This is a genomic window from Wolbachia endosymbiont of Onchocerca volvulus str. Cameroon, assembly GCF_000530755.1.
Taxonomy (GTDB): domain Bacteria; phylum Pseudomonadota; class Alphaproteobacteria; order Rickettsiales; family Anaplasmataceae; genus Wolbachia.
Genome location: NZ_HG810405.1, coordinates 900,360 through 926,568, shown reverse-complemented (window position 1 = coordinate 926,568; position 26,209 = coordinate 900,360). Strand labels below are relative to the sequence as shown.

The window sequence follows — 26,209 nt, the reverse complement described above, 5'->3', positions numbered from 1 at the left end:
GTAATATCATAAGTTATGAGTTTTTTGAATATAAAAAGTATGGTCCACAATGTTTCAATTTTTTAGATGAATATAAATTCGTAGATTTTAGTAATGTAAAAAAGATTGTAATTTAAATTTAAGGAATATTTTGGTTATGTACTTAAGTTTTTGCTACATGGGGGCTTATCAAACTTAGGTTACAAGATTGTATTATTGGTTTTATTTGAGTCTATCAAAGATAGATAGTAATAAAAGCTGGAATCCTTGTTAATGAGTTTGTTATTTTGATGATCAAGATAAGTTACGTTATTATAATTGCCACAAAAGAGTGTAGATGATAATATCTCTGATCTTGGAAGTTTTGATGCAAAAAGATAAATATAGATATTAGCAGAATTGATAAATTTTATCTTATCGCAGAACGAGGTAATATAATCATTTATTTTTTAAAAAAATTAGATATGATTCAAATTTTTTGAATTTTATTATTGTAGTAATTAAACTTAATTCTTTATTATGGAAGACAGACTGTTTAAATCAGTAAAAAACAAGAGTTATTTTAATAAAGCAGTTGAATGGTATTGTCATAGATATCTGTTTTGTGTAGTAGAAAGGTCTTGGATGGCGGTTATGGTATTATTTCTTTTGGTATGCTTATGTTTATTACTACTGAATATATACTTGTTGTTTCCTGTTAAAAAAGATTTAAACTTTGTTAGATATGCAACTCACACAGAAGGTGAGTTTTCTGTAATGCATAAGCTGAATTCTAATAAGAGGAAAGACGAATATATTTCTACGGCTAAGTACTTAATAAGTAAGTATATTAAGGTATATGAATCTAATAAAGATGTTGAACCAGAATACCAAAAAAATTTTATAAAAAACAATTCTACACATAGAATCTATCAAAGTTTTCAAGAAAAAGTGGATAATGAAGCTAGTGATTTGTCTTTGTCTAAAAGAAAAATTACTAATATAAATGTGATAAAATTATCTGTTAACCGATCAGTTGAAGATCTAGTAGTATTCTCAGGAAATGCTACTGTGGTTTTTATAATTGAGCAAAATAAAAAGGCGAGAAATCAAGTCGTTGATATCAGCTTTATTTTGTCCAACATAAAAGCAACTCTAGATGGTATAATTCCATTTAAATTTATTGTTGATGGTTATAAATATGAGGTAAACGCATATTAGTTTAGCGCAGTTTTAAAATGGGCATAAAGCTTTCTCTATGATGTTCTGTAATACCATATATCTTGATGGTTTCTATGTGCTCTTTTGTTCCATATCCTTTATTTTTATACCAATTATATTCTGGGTACTGATGATGCAATTCTTGCATCAGTTGATCTCTTGTAATTTTTGCAATGATCGATGCTGCCGCAATCGATATACTCAAATTATCACCGTTTACTATAGACTTTGTTTGCCATTTTATTTTAGGTGGTTGGTTACCGTCAACTAGCACGTAATCTAGTTCTAATCTTAAGTCCATCAACGCACGTTGCATTGAAAGTTTTGTTGCTTGTAAAATATTATATGAATTTATTTCCTTCACACTTGCTATCCCTATACCAAGTTTTGCAGTAGATGTTATTTTTTTATACAGAACTTGCCTACTTTTAGCAGTCAATTTTTTTGAGTCATTGATTCCTCTAATGATTGTATTTCTGTCGGTGAATACTACTGCTGCGGATATTACTGGACCAGCTAGTGATCCTCTTCCAACTTCGTCTACTCCTGCTACTATTCCTGATAACTCATTTTCTAATGTAAAGTCTGGGTATGTCATAAGCTTCTATAACAAGAAAGCTACAGTAAAGGTTGAACAAGTAATAGCAATTATCCAAAATTTTACAACTATTTCATTTTCTAACCACCCATTCTTTTCAAAATGGTGGTGTATTGGTGTCATGAGAAAAATTCTTTTCCCTTTTCCATACTTAAACTTTGTATATTTAAAGTATGATATCTGAATGATAACAGACAAAGTTTCCATAACAAAAATTGCTCCGATAATAGCGAAAAGCACTTCCCTTTTAATTAGAACACTAATCAATCCTAAGGCTGCACCGATTGATAAGCTGCCAACGTCACCCATAAATATTTTTGCTGGGTGGGTATTAAACCACAAGAAACTTAAAATTGCTCCTATAAAAGCAATACAGAATAAAATGATGCTCATACTTGCTTGAGTTATGTGCGCGATTAATCCCAAAGAAACAAAAGAAGTGATAGATTGAGTTGCAGCAAGGCCATCGAGGCCATCTGTGAGGTTTACAGCGTTAGCAGAACCGACAATTACAAATGTAGCGAATGGGACATATAGATAGCCAAAGTCAATTGTTATTTCCCTAAATAAAAACGTTTTTGTAGAACCTTCAGCAAGATATGGCTTAAATATAAACATAATAACAAGAACAACTATAAATTGGATAAATATTTTAGTTTTCGCTCTTAGACCTTGGTGGGTGTATGCTTTTAATTTTAAATAATCGTCAATAAATCCGATCAGAGCAAAAAAGAAAATCATAAATACCAGTAATAGAGTTTCTGGCGTTAATTGAGTCCAAAGTAAAACTGGTAATGAAGTAGAAATCAGTATTATTATCCCACCTATAGTAGGAGTGTTTCTCTTTGTGATTAAATGACTTTCTGGTCCGCATGACCTAATCGGTTGTCCACCTTTGCTAATTTTTTTTAGAAACTTTATAAAGTAAGGGTAGAAAATAAACCCAAAAATGAACGAGTTAAAAAATATTTTTGTAGGCAAACCCATTTATTTTGCTTCAATTAGGTATTATATCACCTACTTATAGGTACCATAGTGGGATGGTTTGAAGGGAGTCATTCTGTTAATATTTCTCTTTTTCCTGAGTAATTTGGAGCGCTGACAACGCCCTCTTTTTCCATTCTTTCAACAATACTTGCAGCTCTATTATATCCTATTTTAAGCTGTCTCTGAATGTAACTAGTTGAGATTTTTCGATTCCTCTGGATGATAGCCACTGCTTGTTTGTATAGATCATTTTCTTCATTATCTGTTTCACCATTAAATTCTGCAGAAGAATTTTCATCTTCTTTTATGATTTCCTCCATGTAACTTGGTTCACCTTGCTTTTTTAGATGATTGACTATATTTTGCACTTCATCATCGCTTACAAATGGGCCGTGAACTCGAATAATCTTACCACCAGAGGCCATATAAAGCATATCACCCATACCGAGCAATTGTTCAGCTCCTTGTTCACCAAGTATTGTACGGCTATCTATTTTAGAGGTAACAGCAAAACTGATTCTCGTTGGAAAGTTTGCTTTTATCACACCTGTTATTACATCTACAGATGGACGTTGTGTTGCCATTATAATATGTATTCCTGCAGCACGAGCCATCTGAGCTAAGCGTTGAATAGAGCGTTCTATATCCTTACCAGCAATAAGCATTAAGTCTGCCATTTCATCTACAATCACTACAATGTATGGAAATGTTTCTATTTTAATCGGCATTTTTTCAAATAGAGGCTTACCTGTTGTTGAGTTGAAGCCAATTTGTACAACACGCTCTAGTTCTGTTCCACTATTCATTGCTTCTGTAATCTTTTTGTTATAGCTTATTATATTACGCACGCTTAAATATGACATCATGAGATAGCGATTTTCCATTTCTTTTATTATCCACTTAAGAGCAATCACAGCTTTTTTTGGCTCTGTTACTACTGGTGTTATTAGATGCGGTATTTTATCGTATATTGAAAGTTCAAGCATTTTAGGGTCAATCATTATCATCTTACACTCATTAGGATTTAATCGATAAACGAGTGAAAGAACCATAGTATTAATCGCAACTGACTTACCTGATCCTGTGGTTCCAGCAATAAGCAAGTGTGGCATTTTTGCTAAATCGACAATAATTGGTTTCCCGCTTATTTCTTTACCGAGTGCAATTGGAAGATTTAAGTTTGTATTTTGATACTCTGGCGATTCAAGTAAGTCACGTAGCATTACAATCTCTCGTTTCTTGTTTGGTAGTTCTATTCCCATGGCATTTTGTCCACGAACTATTGAAATTCGTGCAGAGACTGCACTCATTGAACGTGCAATATCATCTGCAAGACCAATTACTCTTGCAGATTTTGTACCAGCTCGTGGTTCAAGTTTATATAAAGTTATAACCGGTCCATAACACACATTGATAATTTTTCCTTGTACACCAAAATCATTAAGAACTTGTTTCAATAAAGATAAGTTCTTATTGCTCTCTGTTTCATTCAGCTGATTTCTTTGTAAAGATTTCTCTGCTTTGGAAAGTAAATGAACACTTGGAAATTCAAATTTACTGAGAGGTATAAAAATCTTTTTGGTGGCTTTGTTCTGTCTTCCTTTTAGTTGTTGTTTAGCAGTAATTTGAGATCTGTGTTTTTCTTCTATTACTGATGGAGTAATTAAATATTCAATAGTTTTATGTAATCTGAAAAATAAAACCTTTGCAGAGAGATATGCTACTTTTTTATATAAGAAGAGTAAAAAGTTAGTCATTCTCTTCCAGCCAATTAACCCTATTATACCTATTGATGCTGTTATTGTAAATATATAAAACGGACAACTACTAATTAAAGCATTTCCCACTATCCCACTGTGCATGTACTTTGCAGTAATGCTGAGTGAAAGTTGTGATAATGTAGCGCATATTCCTAGGTTGATTAATGTTAAGTAGAGAATTTTTGATAACTTTTTTGATGGCCTGAAGATCAAAAAATAAACTACAGTTGTAACTACTGTAATACTAGCTAATCCAAGAAATTGAACTAGTATATCAGCTGAATATGAACCCACTACCCCACCTAAATTTGTTACTCCTTCATCTGTGACTGTGTTTAAAGATGAGTCTTTATAATTATAGCTAAGAACTGATATATATATATATATTAGCAACAATAGATATATTACTGACTTCAGGCATTTTTTTAGCATCTACTTAAAAGTAGTAATTTATTGTATATTTTACAAAGTGAATTGTTAACAGCAATATCATTACAGATAAATCTAATCCGTTAAACGGCCGTATGTATCTTCTGATAATCTTTAATGGTGTGTGGGTGAATCGGTTTAAGGTTTGCATCATGCTGTTTATGGTCTCATTATACATGTTGACTATATTAAACTTAATCAACCAGTTCAAGATAACCCAGCATATCAGAGTAAGACTGTAAAGATCAAGTAGCAAGTTAAGTAAATATATAATTGGATGCATACACCGCCTATCACACAAGAATTACATATAAAGATAAATATTTATGAATTCTAAATCAATTCCCTTTCTGAACTCAAAATTTTGTTTTCGTTGCTTTTATCTTTGGTATATTATAATCTGTTATATAACAAATTCGCCCATAGTTTTATACTTAAAAACGTTCATACAGTTGTATATAGCATTTAAAGTAGGTTTTTTGACTAATGAGTAGCAGAGTTCTAGTTTACCATCTTGCCATAAGTCTTGATAAATAGAACTTTACTTTAAGTAGAATGTGAATATCATTTAGAACATATTTTTGGGAATTAGTATGTCAGAGGTTGCAGGTATAAATGTAGAAATCAAAGAGCAGAGTTTTGTCTGTGGGCAAATACGTTTTAGCGTGGGTCGTACAGACCTTTTAAATACGTTATCCAGAATGAGTGGAGTAGTTGAAAAGCGCAATGCAATAGATGTTTTGGCGTGTATAAATATCAAAGCGCAACATAGCAGCATAAAATTAAAGGCCACTGATCTTGATATTTCAATATTTGCCTCACTTGCTGCAGATGTGTTAACGGAAGGAGAAGTAAAAATCTCAGCGCATACTTTACATAATATAGTAAAAAAGCTACCATCTAATTTAGATGTTCATTTTGAAATGAATGATCAGGAGAAATTATTGATATCTTGTGGAAATGCAAACTTTTCCTTACCGAATATAATTTCAAACAACTTTCCTATCCTTGAGGAAGGCAGTCGTAAACATGATTTTACTTTACTAAGTACGGATCTAGTAGATCTATTAACTAAAACAAAGTTTGCAGTATCACTAGATGATACAAGGTACAATTTAAATGGAGTATATCTGCATACAGATAAACAGTTTCTATGCTGTGTTGGAACTGATGGACATCGATTGTCATGTGTGAGAAAACCAAAACCTGAAAATATTAATAGTGAACTTGGTGTAATCATTCCACGTAAGGCTGTTATGGAACTGCTGAAAGTATTAGATGATTGCAATGAAGTTAACATAAAGCTTTCAGATAGAAAAATTAAATTTACGTGTGGTGAGTATATTCTAATATCAAAATTGATAGATGGAACTTTTCCAGATTATAAGGCTGTTATTCCGGCATCTCAAGATAAACAAATGATTGTTGAAAGCAGTAGGTTAGCTAGTGTTATAGATCGAATTTCTGTTGTCGTATCTGATAAAATAAAGTTTATTAAATTCTTGTTACAAGAAAAACTATTAACGTTGCACTCAAATTCTCAAGAATGTAGTGATGCAACTGAATCTATAGAGGTAGATTATAATGGAACCTCTGTAGAAATAGGGTTTAATTCGCGTTATTTGCTTGATGCTTTATCTTGTATAAAAAATAAATGTAAATTTAGCTTAGCTGATGGTAACAATGCTGCAATTATTACTGATGAAAATGATCCAAGTGCATTATATATAGTAATGCCAATAAGGACTTAAGCTAGTAATCTATCTTCACCAAGTATAAGCCGCAAGGCGGTGCAGTAACGCCAGCAGCTTTTCTTTTGTGTTGGTTTAATATATTTAACATTTCTTGTGGATTAGTTTTATTTTTCCCAAATTCGACTAAAGTGCCGACAATGATCCTCACTTGTTTATGTAAGAAGGAAATAGCAGATATTTTAATGTATATATGACTTCCATTTTGGATTATCTCGATATCATCAATTGTTCTTATCGGATTTTTGGCTTGACAATCTTTTGAGCGAAAACTTGAAAGGTTATGCTTTCCGAGCAGGTGTTTAGCGGCCTTACGCATAATGTCTACGTCGAGTGGATTAAACACTTGCCACACATAACCAGCTTCTAAAGCTGCAGGGGCATAGCGATTAATTATTCTGTACTCATAATGTCTTTTTTTTGCTGAAAATCGTGAGTGAAATGCATCATTTACAGTTTCTACATTAAGAACAACTACAGGAACTGATTTCAGATGATAATTTATTGCAGTCCTTATTCTATGGAGCTTGAATTCTCTTTCCATATCAAAATGAGCAACTTGCTCTAAAGCATGAACTCCTGCATCAGTTCTTCCACCGCAATGTAAGGTGATTTTTTCGCCGCTGAAATTAAATATTGCGTTTTCTATGGTTTCCTGAATTGAGTTAGAAGAGTGCTGTTGTTTCTGCCAGCCAGAAAAACTGCTACCGTTGTATTCTGTTGTTATTTTGTATCGCACTATAAAGTCTATCTGATTTTCTATTTTAATATAATTTAAGGTAGCTAATTTTTCTATAATAATGTTTTTTCGTTATTAAAAAACCCTTGGTAGATCATTACTATTTAATTAGTATAGGAATTATATAAATTAATAAATGTTCTATGATAAGCGACTCATGAGAAAGAAATAATGATAAGCGAAGAGTATTAGACAATGCGATAAGTCAAATTGAAAAAGTATTTAGTAGGGGTGTAATAATGAAACTGAAGCAAAACCTTGTGGGGGAAATAGATCAGTGTTATATAGGATCAATTTCACTTGATTTAGCTCTTTGGTATTAGGTTTACTAAAGGGAAGTATAATTGAGATACTTTGTCCTAAGAGGTTCCGGTAAGGCCACTCTTGCTTTGCATGTAATTGCTGGATTCAAGAAGAAAGGAGGGTTATGTAAGTTTATTGATGCGAAGCATGTGTCATGATCATGTATTTGAATGTCATATATGCTCGTAAACTTGGAATAAACGCTGGTAGTTTAGTGATTTTATAACTAAAAACTGGAGAACAAGCTCTATATGTTGTTGAATGTTTGGTGTGTTCTGTTGCAGCATTTACTTTAAGAAGTGAAATTAAAAGAGATATTGGTGATTAACGTATGGGGCTACAAACAAGAGTTTTAAAGTTATGGTCTGCAAAAATTTACCTCTGCAGTTTCAAAAGTAAACCGCATATTAATATTTATTAATCAAATTTATATGAAAATAGGAGTAGTGTATGGGAATCATGAAACTACCATAGGCGGAAATGTATTGAAGTTTTATCTTCTGTAATGCTTGATATCAGGAAGGTTGGTGTAATGAGGGATAAGGAAAATGTTACAGTAGGAAACGAGAGTTAAAATTATAAAGATAAAGTTGCTCCTCTATTTAGAGAAGCAAAATTTTACATAATATATGATGATAGCATATCAAGACTTAGGGAAATACTAGATGTAGGAGTGAAACTTAGTGTGCTCAAAAAACTGGTACTTATTATTCATACAATAATACGTGCCTTGGACAAAGGAAGGGAAATGTAAAAATTACCTCAAAATGAATAAAGGAGTTGTAAATGAAATAGAAATCAAAATCAGGGATTTATTTAGAAATTTAGGGTAACTCTGTTATGGTAAAAGAGGAAAGCGAGCAACTTTTAGAAAATCAGTATTCTAGTTTTACCTATTTACAGAAGTAAGTGGGTTTACAAAAGCAACAAAAAAGCGCGAAGATAAAGAAAGATAAATATAAATAGGTAAATGACTTTATCCGAAAAAAACTCCTTTTTCTTCCTATTTTTAACTGATCTAAGTTTCTGTTTGTGCTTATCCTTTTTTTACTTTATTACAATTAAGTACTAAGTTTTAATGTTAGTATATAATACTACAACTGTCAATGCAGAGATGTTATCGCTACACTAATTATTGCCTAAGATAGCTAACCTAGTTGTGAAATTGAACACAAAGTACTAATTGTGTCAGCTTGCTAGCAAGACCAGCACAAATAATAGCAATGTACAGTGTTAATATTCTTTTAGTAGATCATCTTTTCAGTAAATTTTTTGTTTTTTTTACTTTTGTAAGATTAGCATTTTCGCGCATTAATCTATAAGATTTATTTTCTTATCGATTTTGTGTGCTTATTTATCTGATTTAAATTACTTTACTAATGGTTGTTTAATATTGCCTTGCAACTTTACTTATTAATTTTGTCTTTTTGTTTTAGAATTTTTTAATTTTTCTGGTATATGATATTTAGTTCTGCTTTCTTATATAACTATTGAATTTCTTTATCTTTTTCTTGTGACAACTTTTCTACTCAATTAATAAATTTTACTACTTTTTTCTTTTAACCTTGTTGTTGCTTTTCATATCACTTTTCTGAATGGTAGTAACGTTGTTAATTCTACTTTTACTTACTTTTTTTGATGTTATTATTGTATTTGCTAGTTTTGGCTATGTTGATAATATAGCTTTTATATTTTCTAACGTTTTGATACTTTGCCTACTGATGTAGCTAATATATTATTAGGCTTTGTTGCGCTACTATTTAGTACAACACCTTAAAAAACCTGAAATCAAGTAATATTTTTACTGTGGCACAAAAAAAATTATGTTAGCACACTCACAAATAAAAGTTTTCAAATGAGTAAGAAGACTGCTTGATAGAACATTAGGTGTATGTTTTGCTTTAAATGGAATATAATGTTCTGTCTTTAAAGACTTACTAAAAGCTTTACTTTAAGTAACTTTGGATTTACCTTAACAGTACTTTAGCCTCACTACTGGCTTACCTTTTCTGTAGCGGATGTATTGCTTTACACAAGGCTCACTATTAGTAAAATTTAAACTTTCACTATTGCTTTGACTTTTTTGAAGCCTGTTTAGGTAGAATAATTTTTTCAGAAGGTTAGTGTAATTTTCCTATCTTCTAGTTTTTTAGTTTTTCTTGATTTTTTACTTCTACTATTATTTGGTCTTTATTTAATTTACTGGGATATAATTTTGTCTTTCATTTCTTAAATTAGGGTAGAGGAGGAAGTTAATGTTATATTACTACCATTTGTATAAGGTCAGTATAGTGGCTTATGCACTGCTATTGTAATTTCTATTTTACTCTTGTCTATCTTTATTATGCTTCTACTATGGTTATGTTTCTTCTTGAGTTGATCTTTTTTACTCCATTAATAATCTTTATAACATGTATTGTACTACCTCTCATGAGTATTCCTGAGTAGATAGTAAAATATCATATTATGCATTTTTTATCCCTGCAGTAACTACATTTTTATAGCTTTTGCAAACTCTTTAATGTAATTCATATACTCTGAATGAACTTTCTTCATATTGTCTTTGTTACCCTTGAACTTTAATTCTAGTTCATTGATTACATTTATACTATTTAATCCATAAAAGATTACTCCTCTTAGTACTAATTTATATATTATATATTAATAATTTTAGGATTTTTTTTCTGATTTGAATTTGCTAATTTTTTTTGTTTTTTGCTACATAATCCATGAAGCTATATCTACTTTTGTATACTACTTCATGTAAATGGTCATGAGTTAGAAAAATTAAATCTTGTTCTATATTCTATAGTTTTGATTATAATCTATTCTAATTTTATTTATATTTTGACTTTATTCATTTTACCTAAATACTTCTCTTCAGTCTTTTCTCTTGGTTTAGTACCAAATTAGTCTACAGAACTTCAAATTTGGTGAATAATCTCTTTTATCTAATCCTTTTTATTATGTTGATCCAACATCTAATAATAAGCTCTCTGTTCTTTTGCAAATGGTTCGATTATTGCACAAAACTTCTATAGAATGTTGATGAACCTTTGATTTTTCTTTATCCTCTAAAGAGCTAAACCCTTTTTTAGGATCCTGATTATTCTTATGTTTGTTCAACAACTCTTTCAATTTATTAGAATCTGTTAATGTATTATATAATTTTTCCATTAAATTCTCTTGTTCCTTACTTGAAAAGTGCACTTCAGCGTATAGTAGTTATGGTTGGTGAATTTATAACATCTAGTAAATTTTCCTGTTTCTGTCAGATGTATTAAAAATTCTTTACTTAGAAGAGTAATCTATAATATTATCACAACCGGAACGAGCAGCATGACGCAAAGGTGTTTTTCTGTATCAATCTCTTCCTATATGTTAGGATTAGCACATGTTCCCATAGGTGAACTTGTACATTCTCTTACTTCATAAACTAATCTATACCTGGTATTACATATAATATTATTAACTTAGATTCTTCTCTTTAAAATTTAAGAATTTTACAGATCTTAATTATTTTTGTTCTCACATAAAGAATTATTCAGTTTTTAAAATGTGGCCTTCGTGATCTCTGTAGGCAAGATCTTTGGATTTCTAAAAATTCCTAGTAATTTCTTACTCAACTCCTTTTGATCATCTGTTAAATCAGATATATCGGAAGACCATATATATTGATTATCAAATTTGTTCTCCTCCAATTTCTCATATATGTTTTAGCATTCTATTTTTAACTTCTAATTTTTCAATCATGTTGCTTTTGTTTAGATAATTTTTAGTGCTTGTTATATGTGAAGTTTCTGATAACTGTTTATATCAGATGATTTTTATCATGCTATAATAAAAATATTAGTTCCATAAGAAGATAACATATCGTTACTAACTTAGTTAAGTTAATTGTATCATGCAGGAAATAGGTCCTCTTTGGCGCTACAAAAATTCATTTTGTTAACTTATTTACTTTTTTAAAATTATGAAAAAATATTCACCTTTTTGAGAAAAATACTCAAAATTAACAGATTATTAAGAAGTAAGAAGAAAGTGAGAATTTTAAGATAAATAATTAAAAGCAAAGTTAATGATTATAGGTAATTTATATATGCTGTTATGCTAGAACTTTCATAGAAGGAAGCCTATAAGATATATCTGATGATCCCGGCGCGGATTGAACGCGCGACCTACTGATTAAAAGTCAGTTGCTCTACCGGCTGAGCTACGGGATCGCTTCATTTTTTAGCTGTACCAAACGTCAATACATCTTTTGTCTATTTTAATCAAACTAGTATTTTCATACATAATATATATACTATAATATAGCTTCTTGACAATAGCTTAGTACTTCTTGTACTCTAGAGTATAGGTTAGTTTATTCTCATAGACAACTGGGGGCATAGCTCAGCTGGGTAGAGCATCTGTTTTGCACGCAGAAGGTCAGCGGTTCAATCCCGCTTGCCTCCACATCAAAATGTTATTCGGGTGTATTGCAAGCTACTATAGTATCTTATTTGACTAGTTGTGTCTTGTGTAGCTCAGGTAATCCTTTACAATACATTAATGAGTTAATAAAAAACTGCTTGTAACTAATTATTAATATTATATAGTATATTATTTCTAATTAAATTTAAATGAAAAGGTATGAATAATAATGATCCAGCTGTAAATCTATCAACTAGTATTAAAAAATTATCGTCAAACAGGTTCGTAGAAGAGGTGTGTCAAAGTCAGTTTGAAGATCAAGGTAATATTTTATTTGAAGGTTTTTTTGTCAAGAAAGTTAAAGAAGGAGATGTAGTAGAAGGTGTAGTTACACAAATAAATCCTAACGACGTTGTAGTTGACGTTGGCTTAAAGTCTGATGGGAGAATTTCAATTAAAGAACTCGGTTGTAGAGATGAGGTTGGTGTTGGTTCTAAAATTAAGGTGTATGTAGAAAGAATCGAAGATTATTATGGTAACGTAGCTCTTAGTCGTGAGAAAGCAATTAGAGATGAAAAATGGCATAAGTTGGAAGAAGATGCAGCTACACAAACTGAGGTAAGTGGAATTATTAAACGTTCAATTAAATGCGGCTTTATTGTTGATCTTGGCGATGGAATAAGTGCTTTTTTACCGATGAGCCATGTGGACTTAAAGCAAGCGAGAGATGCTAAGCATCTTATTGATACTGAACAAAAATTTATCGTGCTTAAAGTGGATAAGAAACAGGGTAACATTGTAGTATCAAGAAAGCTGGTATTAGAAAAATTGCATGCTGGTGAAAAAATTAAATTTTTAGAATCCTTAAACGAAGGTGATATAATAGAGGGAAAAATAAAAAGCATTACTCATTACGGTGTATTTGTTGGTATTCATGAGTCAGACGTAGTTGGGGTTGTGGATGGGTTATTACATATTACAGATATTTCTTGGAGTAGAGTGAGCCATCCATCTGCAGTTTTTACCTGTGGTCAGACTATAAAAGTTAAAGTTATAAAAATAGATAAAGAAAATGCGAAAGTTTCTCTAGGTATAAAGCAATTAGAGGATAACCCTTGGCATGATATAGAATTAAGATATCCAGTTGGTAGTGTGTATAAAGGTCATATAACAAGTATAGAGGATTATGGAATATTTGTTGAACTTAAACCTGGAATTGAAGGTTTAGTACACTCGTCAGAAATAACTTGGGTTAAGAATAATTTACCAATTAGTAATCTTGTAACCAGAGGACAGGAAGTGTTTGTTAAGATTCTCAGTATTGACACTGTTAAAAATAGAATGAGTTTGAGTATTAAGAGATGTGTAAGTAACCCTTGGCAAGTATTTATTGACAAATACCCTCCTGGCTCTATTGTTTCTGGTAAGATTAAGAATAATACTGGATTATATATATCTATTACCTTTGATGATTATGAAATAGATGAGAATGTGGAAGGGACAATTTATGCACAGGATATAAGTTGGTCTAAGAATGGTTTAGATCAAATAAAAAAGTATAGTGTTGGTGATATAATAGAAGCAAAAGTAATAAGGGCTAATGTAAATCGAGCAAAAATTTACCTTGGTATAAAGCAAATAGAGCATGATCCTCTTATAGAATTAATAAAAAAAGTAAAGGTAGGTGGCAAAATGCAGGCTATTGTGAGTAAGAGGGAAGATAGCGGGTTAGTTGTTAAAGTTGAGAATGATGTGACTCTCTTAATAGATCAAGAGCATCTACCAGAAAATAAAAAGTTTTCTATGTCAGAAGAAATAGAAGTGGAAGTGTTGGGCATTGAAGCCTATAATATAATACTATCTGCTAAATAATTAGAGTTTTAGCTTCGTATAAGTGGTAACGAAATCTAATCTAATAATAAAGATGGCAAAGATATATTCTTTCCTAGATGAGATAGTCATCAAGGCTTACACAGTTGATAGATTTTTGAGGTACTTTTAAGTTCCATAGTAGAATTGAAATTATGGTATTTGTTTTTTTAATTAGGAGTTATAAGTCAAAAAAGGTAAACCATTTGGTGCATAGAAGTTTACAAAAAGTCAATATCTCAAAATATATTTTCTTAGCAGTAAAAAGTTGTTTAACTTGATAAGTGAGGAGAATTTATATTGTTAATAGAATAAAAATGATGGTTAAGTTATTGCTAGGGATTTTTATGTTATATGTAAGTATTAGAAGTAGTTATATGGATAGTACACAAAATATCTTATGAAAGTGAAGAGAAGAATCGATAGCGTGGAAAGCACAAAAATGAAAAAAAACAGGATATACTGAAGTACTAAATAGGGTAGATAAGATCGTTAAACGCATAGGGGATTAGCTTCAATAAAATAAATAATTAAATTCATTATCTTACTGCTTACATTAGAAGGGAAGTCTACTTTACGAGTCATGTAATAATATAATTCATAGTCATCAAGATCAACTATCCTCTCATATTCAATGAGTTCGTTTAGGGAGAATTTATCAAGATGCTTCAGTGCAAAATACCCCAAGAGTATATCAGTTTCTTTGCACCCTCTGTGCCAGCTTCTATACATCAATTTTCTTCTTAATAAAGAGATATCCGTCATTGGTATTAAATTTTCCTTGATTTAAAGGTAAAATTAAATGCTTGTCAAGCGAGCACGTTTTAATATACTTAATGTTTTGTTCAAGATCTGAGATACAAGTGGAGTTAGTTTCTAATCTTATTCATCAATTTAGTGATGGAATATATTATTTTGTGTCATTTTCCTTAATTATCTCTATTATAATATTTGTGCATGAGTATGGGCACTATATTATCGCTAAGGCGTGTAAAGTTAAGGTTGAATCTTTTTCCATAGGCTTTGGCCCTGAAATTTTTGGTTTTTATGATAAGTTTGGAACTAGATGGAAATTAAGTGCCATCCCACTGGGTGGGTATGTTAAAATGCTAGGAGATAATAATACAGCAAACGTTCCAGTTAGTCAACAAGAGCTAACTGAGGAAGAAAGGTTATATTCGCTTCATACAAAACCACGATATAAGAAAACAGCAATAGTTTTTGCAGGGCCACTTGCAAACATGATGCTAGCTGTTATAGCTTTTACGGTATTTTTTAGTATAACAGGCTATTATCGTACTCCACCAGTGATTGGGAGTGTAATCGAGGGTAGCGTAGCAGATCAGGCTGGTTTATTGCCAGGTGATATTATTACACAGATTAATGAATATGGAATAAAATATTTTGAAGATATTTCACGTGTGATGATGTTAAGCCCAGAAGCCAAAGTGGAAATTAGATATAGTCGAAATAACAAGGGACATAAAACTACCCTAACTCCATTAATAACTGAGGATAAAGATATTTTTGGTGATGAAATAAAAAGAAAGACTATAGGAATTACTTCAGTTAACATAGCGGGGCTAAAACGGTCATCTTTTCTTGGAGCTGTGAGTCTATCAGTAAGTGAAACTTACCACGTTATGTACTTGACAATTAAAGCTCTTTTTCAAATTGTTATTGGTAAGAGAAGTATAAATGAAATAGGTGGACCAATAAAAATTGCGAAGTACTCAGTACAATCAACTAAAAAGGGATTTGTTATGGTTTTATATTTTATGGCGGTCCTTTCAGCTACTTTAGCTGCAGTTAATTTGCTACCAATTCCACTACTAGATGGTGGACACTTATTTAATTATATTATAGAGGCAATTATACGTAGAGATTTAAGTCCGAGGTATCACAAATATGCAGCTACTTTTGGTGCTACCATATTATTTTTGCTGATGGTAATTGCAATATCGAATGATATAAGGCATCTTTTTTAAGATAAACATGAAAAGGCTGTTTTGCATGCTAATAGTAATTTTTATTTCTGTTCCTGTTCTACTCGTTGCTTTAGAAAACGATAACAAAACTAAAATAAATGATATTAAATGTATTGGTAATAAGCGAGTTGGTAATCAAACAATAAGGTTTTATACAAAATTAGAGCCTGGTAGTTATGTAAATGATAATAGCCTAGACTCGATTATAAAAGATTTATATAAAACAAAGTTGTTTGCTGGTGTTAACGCTTACATTGATGATGAAAAAAATTTAGTAATAAAAGTTCAAGAAAATCCACTGATCAATAGGATAACATTAAAAGGTAATAAGCTATTTAAAAGCAAAGAACTGCTAAATAATGTAATTCAGTCAAAACCTTTGACCATTTTTGCTGAAACAAAGTTACAAAATGATCTATTGAACTTAGCCACAACTTATAGAAATAGTGGTAAGATTGGTGCTAAAATTGAGTATGAACTAAACAAGCTTGATGGTAATAGAGTGAATTTAGTTTTTAAAATAAAAGAGGGTAAAACATCTAGAATTAGGGATATAAGATTTATAGGTAATAAAAACTTCTCTGAGAATGAGTTGAAGCAAGCTGTTAAAATGCAAAGTGATGATATATTTAGTAAGTTATTTATGGTCTTTTTTAAAGGTAAAAATCATTATTCACCACAATATTTGTTGATCAATGAAGAGTTGCTCGATAGTTTTTATTCCTCTAAAGGTTATATTAAAAATAACATACAGCCAATTGTTGAGATCGATAACAATGATCAAGTTGTTTTAACTTTTTTAATCGATGAAGGAGAGCAGTACTTGTTTGGAAACAATAAAATTAATATTAAAGCTAGAATCCAAGACTCGATCATAAAAGAGGAACTATTAGGGCTGATAACTAAAGAAGATAATAAAGTATTTGATAAGATTAAAGTTAATAGTGTAGTAGAGAAGATAAACAAATACTTAAGCGAGAGAGGGTACATATTTGCAGAGGTTAATCCAGAATATACACAGCGTGGTAATGTTATAGATGTAACTTACAAAGTACTGCCAGGCAAGAAGATTTATGTGAATCGAATCATAATTAGTGGTAATGACCGCACTTTAGATAAAGTAATCAGAAGCAAGCTTAGTATAGCGGAAGGTGATGCATATAATACATCTAAGATCCAAAAGTCATATAGAAAACTGGTTAGTAGTGATTTTTTTGAGACAGTAAAAATAGATAGCTATGCGATTAACGATAATGCGGTGAATCTCGACTTAAATGTTAAAGAAAAAAATACTACTTTGTTATACTTAGGAGGAGGAATATCTTTCCCTGGTGGAGCATTTTTAAAAACTGATTTTAAAGACCGTAATTTGTTTGGTGGTGGAAGAGAACTCTCTTTTGCCCTTGAGAAAGGCCAATATTCATTTTCAACTGATTTAGAAGTTATCGAAAGCAACTTTAACGACTCTGATACATCACTGGGTGTAGGTATATTTTATGAAGGTGATATGGGTTTTTTTGCAAAGTTATCATATAAAGTTACAGAAAACTTAACTAATTTTCTCCGCTATTATTATAAATATAACCATATACGGATGGATAATAAGGGTAGAAAAGATAATAGCGGTATTTCTAAAATAATACTTGACCGAGAAGGCGAGCATCACATTTCATCACTGGGGTACACGTTAGCTTATAGTAAGCTGGATAACCTCTACACTCCAAGAGATGGGTATTTATTAAGCTTAAGCCAGGATATTTCAGGGCTAGGAGGGAATGTAAATTTCCTCAAATCTGAGTTTTTGTCTTTTTATATACATCCTATATTAAGGAATATTGATGATGATACAATACTACGCTTTAAAATAGCTGCAGGTCATGTTTTTTCTTATGCTGCTAAAAAGCTAAGTATTGGCCAGCACTTTTTTAAAGGTGGTAATGAAATTAGAGGATTTGACCTCTCTGGTATTGGACCAAGGACAAAAGATAAAAATGAAAGCTTAGGAGGTAAAACTTATTTCAACTTAACACAGCAAGTGGATTTTCCACTGCTAAAATTATATGATTATGTTGCTATTAAAGGGTCATTATTTGTTGACTACGCAACGCTTTTTGGCCTAGATGATAAAAGTAAGGAATCTGGGTATGAGAAGGACTATTATGACAGCAAGCTTGTGAGGATATCACCTGGTTTTGGTTTTTCAATGCCTTCTCCTTTTGGTGGTAGATTTAGATTAGATTTTGGTTTTCCTCTAGTTAAAGAGCCATATGATATAGTACCATCGTCAAATATTAAGTTTTCTATTGAAGCGGGAGTTTAAATGAAGTACACACAATTGCTTATATCAGTTATTGCCTTAGTTATTTCATTGTTTGCAAGTTATAAAGCTGTAAAACAGCAACCTCAGAATGCATTCAATGCAAAAATTGTGATTGTTGATAGTGATAAAGTTATCAATGAATCTCTTGCTCTACAAAATATACAACAACAAATAAAAAAGCAAAGCTCTAAACTGCAGCAAGAGTTTGAGAGTGAGCTAGAAAAATTTAAATCCTCAAAAGAAGAATTTGAACTTTTATCGGAGGAAGCAAGAAAGGAAAAAGCCGATCAATTTAACAAGTATGCTGTAAGCGCTAGAGATAATTACGCTAAAAAAATGTCACATTTAGAAGAGAGCTATAGAGATGCAGTGGAGGATATTTTTAATAAGATGAAAGAAGTTGCTAGAAAAACTGCAGAAAAAAACAGCATAGATTTGGTATTCTTTCTCCCAAAGAAAAACCAAATTTTATACTCTATGGATAAAGTTGATTTATCAGATGTATTATTAAAAAACATAAACAAGGAAATGCGTGAGTTTACTTTGAAAGGCGTTAATTAAGCTTGCTTTCAGGTACCATGCAGTTTAATATCAGTGATATTATAAAAATACTGCCACATTCTTATCCATTTCTCTTAGTAGATAGGGTGATAGAGTGTAATCCTGGTAAAAGTATAAAAGCGATCAAAAATGTAACTTTCAATGAGCCATTTTTTGTTGGTCACTTTCCTGGTTATCCAATAATGCCAGGAGTCTTGATAATTGAATCTCTAGCTCAGGCATCTGCAATATGTGTTCTGAGTAAAGAAAGTCAAAGCACAGTGAAAAATAAAGTTGTTTACTTTATGTCCATTGAAAATGCAAAATTTAGGAAGCCAGTTACTCCAGGAGATGTATTGATTCTTCAGGCTACTATTAAAAATGCACGTTTAAATGCGTGTAAATTTGAGTGTGTTGCATATGTTAGTGAAAAAAAGGTTGCAGAAGCAATAATTTTAGCTATGTTGCAGAGTATATAAAGTTTTCGTCTGTAAAAAACAGTGTATACACTGCATAATATATGCAATGCAGCTAAATTTTAACATTTCGTTTTCAAATTTATATACCCGCGATGGGTTAATAAAATTAGATAAAATATTTTTAGATTACATCAAATCATGCAATGAAAATTTATTTTTTTCATTGATTGAAGCGAGAAAAAAAATAGCTTCTTCTTTGATGTCACTCAGATTGATTTCAGCTAACTCTCCAGTGTCATCCCAGTGCTCCTTGACACTAGAAACTAAGAGACAACTAGTATCAACTATACAAATGACTGATAGTCAACTAATTATAGACCTTTCGTATTTACTTGATGAATTTATCACAAAGCTTTTTAACATCGAGAAAGAAATAGAAGAGCTGAGAAAAAAGCATGATGACTTTAATGTAATATATAAATGCAAAAGATCATTTGTTCAGCGTTATGCATTGAATAGATATGCTGATATAGCGAGTATTGACATTGATTATGTTACTAGTGAACTAAATCGCTTTTTCACTTTGCCGATAACAGAGAAAAGCTTTGCCGAACAGGTGATATTCTGGTTAGAAGATAGAGAAAATCATGAAAAAGAAATAGAACTTGCGGCACAATATGCAGCGTGGAGAGTGAAAAATAAACAGAGTATACTTTTTAGTATTCATAGAAAAACTGACTACGAAAATCTTGTATCATTTTCTAGAAAAAAAGTAGAAGAAGTTGAGGTTCTGTATTCAAAAAAAATAAAAAGACGGTATGGTTTTGACCTAACAAGTGAAAAGGTAAACTTGAGCAAAGGATTAGATAATGCTCACTATTGCATATTTTGTCATAAGCAGAATAAAGATAGCTGCTCTAAGGGGTTAATTAATGATGATAAAACATTCAAAACTTCTCCACTTAGAGTCGAACTGCACGGCTGTCCACTGGAGCAGAAAATATCAGAAATGAATCTGGTAAAAAGCAAGGGGTACAGCATAGCCAGCCTTGCAATTGTAATGATAGATAATCCACTATGTGCGGCTACTGGATATAGAATATGCAATGACTGTACAAATTCATGCATATATCAAGAAAAGCAAGAACCTGTGGATGTACCGGTGATCGAGACGAAAATTTTGGATGACGTGCTTAGTTTAACATTTGGTTTTGAAATATATTCTTTGCTTAGTCGTTGGAATCCTTTAAATTTTCAGCGGCCACTACCAAAAGAAAACACTAGCAAAAACATTCTGGTTGTAGGTCTTGGTCCTGCAGGATTTAGTTTAGCTCATCATTTGTTAAATGATGGGCATAACGTTATTGCTATTGATGGATTAAAGATTGAACCTTTGATGGATAGTTTTGAGCTGATTAAAGATTTTAAACATGAAAAATTAAGTAAGCGTTCTGCCGGTGGGTTTGGTGGAGTAGCAGAATATGGTATTACTTCTCGGTGGAATAAGAATTACTTAAAGGTTATCAGACTATTATTGGAAAGACATAAGAATTTTGCCATTTATGGAGGTATTCGCTTTGGTGGTACAGTAACTGTTGATGATGCATTCAGTTTAGGGTTTGATCACATTGCACTAGCGCTTGGCTCTGGTAAGCCAAGAATGATTAAAGTAAAAAATGTATTAACTCGTGGAGTACGCATGGCGTCAGATTTTCTAATGTCATTACAGCTTACTGGTGCCCTTAAATTTGATTCCATAGCGAACCTGCAAGTTCGTATGCCGATAGTTGTTATAGGTGCAGGACTCACTGCAATTGATACTGCCACTGAAGCTTTATCATATTATCCAGTTCAAATAGAAAAGTTTCTTCTTCGCTATGAAACATTGGTTGATAGATACGGAAAAAGCTACATTGAAAGGGACTGGACAGAAGAGGAATATGAAATCGCAGATGAGTTTATATCGCATGCACAATTGATTCGAAAAGAGCAAAAATTAGCAAAAAAAGAAAATAGGGAAGCAAAAATATTGGAGTTAATGCAGAACTTTGGGGGGATAAAAATTATATATAGAAAACATCTGAAAGATTCGCCAAGTTATCGACTAAATAGTAAGGAGGTGCAAAATGCATTATTAGAAGGGGTTTACTTTATTGAGAATTTAGAGCCGGTTGAAATTGTAACAGATAAATATAATCATGCAGAGTCGATAAGACTGAGAGATATAAAATCTGGAGAAATTAAGCATATAAAAGCGCGCTCTATCTTTATAGCAGCAGGTACTGAACCAAATATAGTTCTTGCAGAAGAAGATAAAAAAAACTTTAAATTGAGCAATGGATATTTTACTCATCTAAATTTATCAGGGAAAGAAGTAGATCAAATATTTTCTCCTAAGATGCAAGATAAAGATAGAATATTAGTATATAATCAAGGTGGTAAAACGATTAGTTTCTTTGGTGATCTTCACCCTTCGTATAGAGGTAGTGTTGTGAAAGCTATGGCAAGTGTTAAGAACGGCTATCCTATCATTTCTCAGCTTTTGAGTGGAGTTGATGCTCCTCTAGCTGAGGTTTCAGCTTCGTGGACACGATTGTATGAATGTTGTAATGTAAGAGTAACTCTTACAAAAAAAGGTATCATCCAAATGGCAGGTACTAAGATTCGGAAAAAATTTGGAGACCAGGCTCACGAAGAATTTTTCAACAAGATCAAAGAGCAATTTACTGCAAGGGTTATGAAAGTTCAATATTTAACTGATAAAGTGCTAGAAATAGTGATTAAAGCACCTCTTGCTGCAAAAAATTTTCAACCTGGACAGTTCTTTAGGCTGCAGAACTTTGAAACCAATAGTAGGAATAGTAGGAAAACTAACCTTGCTATGGAAGGTATAGCTGTAACTGGCACTGAAGTAGATAGGAAAAAGGGAATTATTTCTACGATTGTTCATGAAATCGGTGGTTCCACTAGTTTATGTAAATATCTCAAAGAAGGTGAACAAATAGTTCTTATGGGTCCAACTGGGTGTCCTACTGAAATTTATTAGATCTATCTAACATTAGTTGTACTGTGATGTGTGTTATTTATTAATAAATTTATGTTATGATAATCTTTTTATTAAGATAATATTATGATATATTACTTAGTACTTATCTTTCCAAAGTAACAATATTACTAAGCGAGGGTAATAGTGCATTTTCAGCAAGAGATAAAGAAGGTAAGAGAATAGATATTATAGCTGAGAGTAGTGCAAAAAAGGAAATTTTCTTTCTGGCGTTGATAAGTGTTAACTGCGTAAACGTTGTTATGTGGAAGACTTATAGTAAGGCTATTTTTTCATAGTAGGGTATTAAGTATGTTAGATGAGTGTAATATGGTTATCTGTTTGGGTTGACGGTAGAAATGTAAAGAAACGTCAGTATTCTGTATAGTCCCTTAGAACATGACATAGAGGAATATCAACATTGCTGTACAGTTTTCTTCATTCTAGTGCTAGTTGGAATGGCACAATTATCAGACTTGCTATTACTCAGTACTTCTTCACCTATTATTTTAGCACACGTGTATTATTGGTAACTTTATATTGCAATAACCATTTTAATATAGATAACGTAAAGTTAAGAAAATAGTTGACTTTACGCTAGTGATAAAAGGGCAATACTAAACTTTGTTTTAGAAAGTAAATAATTTACTAATTCTCGTGCATAAATTTAAAATGAATTACGCACGAGTATAGTACTATAGAGTGAACATGTTATAGTGAAGCTTACCTCACTATTAAAACTGCCGGTTAGATTAGATCTAATCTGACCGGTTTTCTATAACTCTAATATAATTATATGATAGTTAGTTTAATTAGTAGTTAAAAGGTGATTGCATAAAGATTGGTTTTTGTCTATTCATTTAGATATAATAAACCATGTTAGCTTAGATCATCGTGCAGTTTTATAAACTTTCACTGTTACTTCTTCTAGCTATATTAATAAGTATAGTACTAATGCTACCTGAAAGGTTGGGTGCAACATTAAACTTGTCTCATCCAGTTCTAAATTTTAATTTATCTTTTCGCGTCATATTAATATCTTTTTTGTTAACTGCATTTCTAGTTGTTCTACCAGCAAGTAACTTGAGCTTTTCAGAGATGCTATCTTCATTTGCTTACACTGTTAGTTCATTGTGTGTAATATTATCTAAGCAGGTAATATTGGTTATCATATTTTGTGAATTAATGGCCATTAGTGGATCTTTTATTATTGCTGGTAGTAAAGATAATGAGCCTGCGGTAAGATATGCTTGTATACACTTTTTTGCTGGAGTTATGTTAACAGCAGGATTGGCAATTCAAAGTTCTAATCTAGTAATAATAGGTTTACTAATAAATTGTGCTTGTTTTCCTTTCTCGTTTTGGGTTGTTGATGCATACCCTGCTACATCGTTACATGGTACTGCATATCTTTCTTTATTTACTACTAAAGTTTCTTTTTTAGCTATGCTTTTGCACGCTTGTATCATGCATACTGAAACTTTGGCGTTTTTGGGTTCTATAACTGTAATTTATAGCATTATATTTGCCTCTCTCGAACAAAATATTCGTAGATTTTTATGTTACGGTGTTATAGGGCAGATGGGTTTACTTATTATTGCAGGAAGCTTGCTTAGCTCTTCGGAAAAAGCAGTACCGATTTTAACGCTGCACATAATCTTCTCTCTTGGTTACCAGTCATTACTATTTGTAGTTGCTAATTCAGTTATTTCACAAACAAAAATGGTTAGTTTCAGTGGATTGAGCAAACTTATATCAGCCGAAAGTATGTGTGCTTTAATTGCAGTACTTACAATGGCTGGATTTCCTGGAACTGCTGGATTTATTAGTAAGTCATGTATTGTAGCTGAAATTGAAATGAATGGTACTAATTTAGAGTTGTACAAAAATTTGTACAAAGCTCTGAATTTATCACTTTATTTAAGTGTGGGGCTTAAGTTTCTCTATTATACATTTGTTGCTAAAAGCAAGTTGAAACTTTCGGGAAAAAGGGATAGTAAAATAGCAATGACTATTTTAGCGTTTATGTGTGTGATCACTGGTAATCCTTACTTACCTATTTACAATAAACCTTTGATCTTTAACTTTGTATATAACACAGAGAATATTTGGTCGCAATTTAATTTACTATTATATACCACCTTGTTGTTTATTCCTTTGCATAAGTTCTTTTTGCCAAGAATGAATTTTAAAATGGATGTCGATTGGACTTTCAGAGCTCTTATGCCCTATATTGTTCTATTGCTTAATAAATTAGTTTTTAAGGTAAAGAAAACATCTGCTAGCATGCTGCAAAACTTGACTGATTCACTTATTGGTTTATGCTTTAATAGTGCTACTAAACTCAAAGAAGTGCTAAATTGTAACTCAGTGAGTTTTGTTTCTGCTTTTTCTCTTTTTTTAATGAGTGTTCTACTAATGCTATTATGTTTAAATCATTAACTGAAAATTTAAATTCTGTATTTAATAAGCTTAAAGGGAAATCAATCATTTCTGAGGATGATTTTAATCTTGCTATGCGTGAGGTACGCATAGCCCTAATTGAAGCTGATGTTTCTCTTGAAGTTATTAAAAGATTTATTAGTGATATTAAAGATAAAGTAGTAGGGGAGCAAGTTATAAAAAGTGTTTCTCCAGTGCAAATGATAATTAAAATTGTGAAAGATAATTTGGTTGCAATTCTTGGATCAAAGAAAAGCGAATTAAATCTAGCAGTTAAGCCTCCCGCTGTAATCATGATAGTAGGTTTACAGGGTGCAGGTAAGACAACTACTTCAGGGAAGCTTGCTTTAAAGCTAAAAAGACAAAAGAAAAAAATAATGCTTGTTTCTTTAGATGTTTACAGGCCTGCTGCCCAGAAACAGCTTGAAGTGCTTGGAAAACAAATAGACGTACAAACTTTGCCTACAGTAGTGGGTGAGGGGCCTATTGCAATTACAAAAAGAGCACTGGCGGCGGCAAAAAACGGTAATTATGATGTGTTGATACTAGATACTGCAGGTAGGCTTCATATCGACAACAATATGATGAATGAGTTGAAAGCTATAAAGGAAATAACTTCACCTACAGAAGTTATTTTAGTGGCTGATGCAATGATTGGCCAAGATGCAGTGAATATTGTCAAATCATTCAATGAGAGAATAGGTGTAACTGGTATTGTTCTTACACGTGTTGACGGTGATGCCCGTGGTGGTGCCGCCCTTTCTATGAGAATGATAACTAATTGCCCAATTAAGTTTATTGCTTGTGGTGAAAAATTAAGCGACCTTGACGACTTTTATCCTGATAGAATAGCAAGAAGAATACTTGACATGGGTGACGTTGTTTCGTTGGTTGAAAGAGCTGCTGAGATAGTTGGTCAGGAAGAAATTAATAAACTGCAAGAGAAAATAAAAAAAGGTAGATTTGACTTAAATGACTTGATAAGGATGCTAAAAACCCTAAAAAAAATGGATGGTATCAGCAATATAATTAGATTCATCCCAAGCTCGTTCACAAAAAAATTAGGCAGTGGAATACCAGATGATGGCAGAGTGAAAAAATACATAGCTATTATAAATTCGATGACTAAAAAAGAAAAACGAGATCCAGATATTTTAAATGGTAAGAGAAGACTTAGAATTGCCAAAGGTTCTGGAACGAATGTAATGGACATCAATCTTTTGATTAAGCAATATGATCAAATAAACGCAATAGTTAATAAATTTGGTAAAGTTGATTACAGTAAACTCAAAGAATCTGATTTAATAGACATGCTAAGTAGGAAGTAGAGCAGCTTTTTTCAAAAAAATTGTATTATTAATAGCTTACGTAACAAGGTTATTTAAGGCTGATGCTTTTCGCTATATCTCTATACTTCCTCGGAACT

18 protein-coding genes, 2 tRNA genes and 1 pseudogene are annotated in these 26,209 nt (G+C 31.7%); 13 read left to right on the top strand and 8 right to left on the bottom strand.

The features are described 5' to 3' along the window. Positions 1-498 precede the first annotated feature (498 nt). Positions 499-1,179, top strand: a complete 681-nt coding sequence (locus WOVOC_RS03915) for a VirB8/TrbF family protein (RefSeq protein ID WP_025264375.1) — start codon at positions 499-501, stop codon at positions 1,177-1,179. Position 1,180: 1 nt separating this feature from the next. Here WOVOC_RS03915 and WOVOC_RS03910 read toward each other — a convergent pair whose 3' ends face one another. From WOVOC_RS03910 to WOVOC_RS04595, 4 genes are all read right to left on the bottom strand, one after another. Next, positions 1,181-1,777, bottom strand: a complete 597-nt coding sequence (locus WOVOC_RS03910; RefSeq protein ID WP_025264374.1) for a ribonuclease HII — start codon at positions 1,775-1,777, stop codon at positions 1,181-1,183. Positions 1,778-1,783: 6 nt separating this feature from the next. After that, positions 1,784-2,764 carry a phospho-N-acetylmuramoyl-pentapeptide-transferase gene (gene mraY / locus WOVOC_RS03905; RefSeq protein WP_014868882.1) on the bottom strand — a complete coding sequence of 327 codons (981 nt, stop codon included), beginning with the start codon at positions 2,762-2,764 and terminating at the stop codon, positions 1,784-1,786. 68 nt (positions 2,765-2,832) lie between these two features. After that, positions 2,833-4,956, bottom strand: a complete 2,124-nt coding sequence (locus tag WOVOC_RS03900) for an FtsK/SpoIIIE family DNA translocase (RefSeq protein ID WP_025264373.1) — start codon at positions 4,954-4,956, stop codon at positions 2,833-2,835. Positions 4,957-4,960: 4 nt separating this feature from the next. Continuing rightward, the gene (locus tag WOVOC_RS04595; protein WP_014868880.1) at positions 4,961-5,236 is read right to left on the bottom strand and encodes a YggT family protein; all 276 of its coding nucleotides are present in this window, start codon (positions 5,234-5,236) and stop codon (positions 4,961-4,963) included. 310 nt (positions 5,237-5,546) lie between these two features. Here WOVOC_RS04595 and dnaN point away from each other — a divergent pair, with 310 nt between their 5' ends. Then, complete coding sequence (dnaN, locus tag WOVOC_RS03895) at positions 5,547-6,704, top strand: DNA polymerase III subunit beta (RefSeq protein WP_025264372.1); 1,158 nt, start codon at positions 5,547-5,549, stop codon at positions 6,702-6,704. Between the two features lies 1 nt (position 6,705). Here dnaN and truA read toward each other — a convergent pair whose 3' ends face one another. Then, on the bottom strand, positions 6,706-7,443 hold the full coding sequence (gene truA / locus WOVOC_RS03890) for a tRNA pseudouridine(38-40) synthase TruA (protein WP_014868878.1): 738 nt from the start codon (positions 7,441-7,443) through the stop codon (positions 6,706-6,708). A gap of 239 nt (positions 7,444-7,682) precedes the next feature. Between truA and WOVOC_RS05000 the strand changes: the two are divergent. Next, a pseudogene (locus WOVOC_RS05000) lies at positions 7,683-7,904 on the top strand (hypothetical protein). Between the two features lie 207 nt (positions 7,905-8,111). Next, positions 8,112-8,252: a hypothetical protein gene (locus tag WOVOC_RS04995; RefSeq protein ID WP_410543212.1), complete on the top strand. Its 141-nt coding sequence runs from the start codon at positions 8,112-8,114 to the stop codon at positions 8,250-8,252. 2,458 nt (positions 8,253-10,710) lie between these two features. Here WOVOC_RS04995 and WOVOC_RS03885 read toward each other — a convergent pair. Continuing rightward, on the bottom strand, positions 10,711-10,923 hold the full coding sequence (locus WOVOC_RS03885) for a hypothetical protein (protein ID WP_025264371.1): 213 nt from the start codon (positions 10,921-10,923) through the stop codon (positions 10,711-10,713). Between the two features lie 973 nt (positions 10,924-11,896). Further along, positions 11,897-11,969 (bottom strand) — tRNA-Lys (locus WOVOC_RS03880). Positions 11,970-12,130: 161 nt separating this feature from the next. On the opposite strand from WOVOC_RS03880, the gene WOVOC_RS03875 reads away from it, so the two are divergent. Both WOVOC_RS03875 and WOVOC_RS03870 read left to right on the top strand, forming a co-directional pair. Beyond that, positions 12,131-12,204 (top strand) — tRNA-Ala (locus tag WOVOC_RS03875). Positions 12,205-12,381: 177 nt separating this feature from the next. Beyond that, positions 12,382-14,034, top strand: coding sequence for a 30S ribosomal protein S1 (locus tag WOVOC_RS03870; RefSeq protein ID WP_014868876.1), 1,653 nt, complete (start codon positions 12,382-12,384; stop codon positions 14,032-14,034). A gap of 489 nt (positions 14,035-14,523) precedes the next feature. On the opposite strand, the gene WOVOC_RS03865 is transcribed toward WOVOC_RS03870, so the two are convergent. Beyond that, positions 14,524-14,796: a succinate dehydrogenase assembly factor 2 gene (locus WOVOC_RS03865; RefSeq protein ID WP_014868875.1), complete on the bottom strand. Its 273-nt coding sequence runs from the start codon at positions 14,794-14,796 to the stop codon at positions 14,524-14,526. Between the two features lie 98 nt (positions 14,797-14,894). Here WOVOC_RS03865 and rseP point away from each other — a divergent pair, with 98 nt between their 5' ends. From rseP to ffh, 7 genes are all read left to right on the top strand, one after another. Continuing rightward, positions 14,895-16,019, top strand: coding sequence for an RIP metalloprotease RseP (rseP, locus tag WOVOC_RS03860; protein WP_025264370.1), 1,125 nt, complete (start codon positions 14,895-14,897; stop codon positions 16,017-16,019). 7 nt (positions 16,020-16,026) lie between these two features. Then, positions 16,027-18,339: an outer membrane protein assembly factor BamA gene (gene bamA / locus WOVOC_RS03855; RefSeq protein WP_025264369.1), complete on the top strand. Its 2,313-nt coding sequence runs from the start codon at positions 16,027-16,029 to the stop codon at positions 18,337-18,339. Then, positions 18,340-18,900, top strand: coding sequence for an OmpH/Skp family outer membrane protein (locus tag WOVOC_RS03850; RefSeq protein WP_014868872.1), 561 nt, complete (start codon positions 18,340-18,342; stop codon positions 18,898-18,900). Positions 18,901-18,917: 17 nt separating this feature from the next. Continuing rightward, positions 18,918-19,358 (top strand): 3-hydroxyacyl-ACP dehydratase FabZ, encoded by a 441-nt coding sequence (gene fabZ, locus WOVOC_RS03845; RefSeq protein WP_014868871.1) that lies wholly within the window; start codon positions 18,918-18,920, stop codon positions 19,356-19,358. Positions 19,359-19,404: 46 nt separating this feature from the next. Further along, the gene (locus WOVOC_RS03840; protein ID WP_025264368.1) at positions 19,405-22,344 is read left to right on the top strand and encodes an FAD-dependent oxidoreductase; all 2,940 of its coding nucleotides are present in this window, start codon (positions 19,405-19,407) and stop codon (positions 22,342-22,344) included. A gap of 891 nt (positions 22,345-23,235) precedes the next feature. After that, positions 23,236-24,783 carry a proton-conducting transporter transmembrane domain-containing protein gene (locus WOVOC_RS03835; RefSeq protein WP_025264367.1) on the top strand — a complete coding sequence of 516 codons (1,548 nt, stop codon included), beginning with the start codon at positions 23,236-23,238 and terminating at the stop codon, positions 24,781-24,783. Continuing rightward, positions 24,768-26,111 (top strand): signal recognition particle protein, encoded by a 1,344-nt coding sequence (gene ffh, locus WOVOC_RS03830; RefSeq protein WP_025264366.1) that lies wholly within the window; start codon positions 24,768-24,770, stop codon positions 26,109-26,111. Before WOVOC_RS03835 ends, ffh begins: the two co-directional genes overlap by 16 nt. Positions 26,112-26,209: the final 98 nt, after the last annotated feature.